Below are 2,179 nucleotides of genomic sequence, written 5' to 3'. Positions count from 1 at the left end.
CGGGGCCCCCCGGCGGGCCCCCGCCGATCAGCGCCGTCCACGCCGCGAGCAGGCGGTGCCGCACGGACGGCACGGTGCTGGGGCGGCCGAGCACGGCGGCGGCATGGGCGAGTTCGCCGGAATGCAGGCACAGCAGTGCCGTGACCGCCTCCGGGGTGTCCGGCAGCAGCCGCGTCCGGTCGCCGGTGCCGTGCACGGACAGGGCCCGCGTGAGGCTGTTCATCGCGACGCGCCCGTCGCCACCGACGGACTCGCGCAGGCCGGCGGCCAGCAGCTGCGCGGCCGCCGCGGACGACGTCGGTGCCGGCGCAGCCGTGCCGAACCGGGCAGCGGCGCCGGGACGGCCCGCGGCGAGCAGCACCGTCGCGGCGACGGGCGCATCGGCACCCGCGCGCTCGGGTCCGAGCCACTCGTACAGATCCGCGCTGCGACCGAGCATGCCGCGGCGCGCGGCGACGGTCGCGGCGATGCGGGTCGCGGCGGTCAGCTCGTCGCCGGGCAGGGTTGCGGCCCGGTCGAGCAGCCGGTCGGTGAGCTGTGCGGCGGTGGCGAGATCACCGGCGAGCCCGGCGGTCTCGGCGCGGCGCACATCGAGTGCGTCGGCGTCGGCACCGGCGCGGATCGCGGCGTCGTACAGCGCCAGGGCCTGCGCGGGCGCGGCCTCGGCGGCGAGCGTCACGAGACGGTCCGCGAGACGGGCGTCGGCCACGCCCGCGTCGGCGAGGGCGCGGGCGGTGTCGGCGGACAGCAGCCCCGCGTCGAGACGCAGCGCCGCCAGCCGGTGCGCGAGCGTGCGGATGCCGTGGGATCCGAGGACGGTGGCGGGCACCGCGGCGGCCGCGGGGATCGGGACGTCGCCGTCGACGGTGAGCAGGCCACTGGCTCGCGCGGCGTCGACGAGCTCCCGCGCGCGGTCCGCCTCGACGCCGAGGACGGAGGCGACCTCGAGCGGATCGAGGGTGCCGCCGAGGGCGGCGAGGACCAGCACCCGGGGCAGGTCCGGGTCGCCACCGGCGAGCCGGTCCCGGACGCGGGCCGCGGCGGCCCGTCGGGGATCGGTGCCGTCGCGCAGTGCCACGAGGGCCGCGTCCACGACGTCGCGGGTCCCGCCGGTCAGGCGGTGCACCGCGCGGATCGGTTCCGGACGCGGCGTGAGTCCGAGAGTCGCTGCCCGACCGGCGATTTCGCGTGGGCTGAGGGGGCGCAGTTCGACGAGCGCCGAGTGCGCGCCGAACGCGGACGACAACGCGCGCAGATCGCTGCGGTGAGGCCGCGGCTCCGTCGCGACGACCACCGCCCGCTCGCCGCGCCGCACCTGCTCGGCGAGCGCGAGGACGGACTCGGCGGGCAGGGTGTGTGCGTCGTCGACCACCAGCGCCGACGTCGCGGGCGAATCCGGATCGGTGCCGACGGTGAGGCCCCGATCGGCGAGCGTCTGCCGCACCGAGGACAGCAACGCGGACTTGCCGCTGCCGGCGGGACCGGCGAGCAGCAGCCGGGGCGGACTCGCGGCGACGGCGTGCGCGACGTCGCGCGGCAGGGAAACGGGTTGCGGCATCGGTCAGTTGCCGAGAAGTCCGCCGACGCCGTCGACGACGCCACCGACGGCGCCGCCGACCCCTTCGACGACACCGCCGACCGCGTTGCCGGCGCCGCCGACGACCGCACCGGCACCCTCACCGGCACCGCCGAGGGCATCACCGACCTGGGAACCGTAGTTCGGGGCGGGCGCCGGCGCGGGAGCCGGGGCGGGGGCGGGAGCCGGGGGAGGGGTCGTCGTGGGGACGGGGGCGACGGTGCCCGGTGCGACGGTGCCCGGGGCGACGGCGCCGGGGGCCGGTGCGCCCGGCGCCGCACCGGGCGCGGTGGTGCCCGCGGGAACGGACCCGGCAGGGGCGACGGTCCCGGGCGCCCCGGGCGTCGCCGCCGTGGCCGCGGCCCGCGTGCCCGGTGTCGTCGCGGGCACGGCACTGCTCGTGCCGGAGCCGGTGGTCGCGGTCGTCGCCGGCCCCCCGGCCGAGGCGGGGGTCGCGCCCGGGACGGTCGCGGAAGTGGCGGCGCCGACGCCGGCCTCCGAGGCGTCGGACGTGCCGAGCGTCCCCACCGCGAGACCACCCGCACCGAGCAGAACGAGCGCAGCGGCCGCGGCCCCCGCGAGCACGTAGCGCCGCGACCGGGA

The 2,179-nt window shown here is 79.4% G+C and carries 2 pseudogenes; both read right to left on the bottom strand.

What is annotated here, in order from left to right:
- Positions 1 to 1,558: pseudogene (locus OEY_RS0107455) on the bottom strand (LuxR C-terminal-related transcriptional regulator); the annotation flags it as partial.
- 3 nt (positions 1,559 to 1,561) lie between these two features.
- Positions 1,562 to 2,179 (bottom strand): annotated as a pseudogene (locus OEY_RS30440) (hypothetical protein); the annotation flags it as partial.

The sequence above is a fragment of the Rhodococcus sp. P14 genome (genome assembly GCF_000256505.1).
In the GTDB taxonomy this organism is placed as follows: domain Bacteria; phylum Actinomycetota; class Actinomycetes; order Mycobacteriales; family Mycobacteriaceae; genus Rhodococcus; species Rhodococcus ruber.
This window is presented reverse-complemented; position numbering and strand designations above follow the sequence as displayed.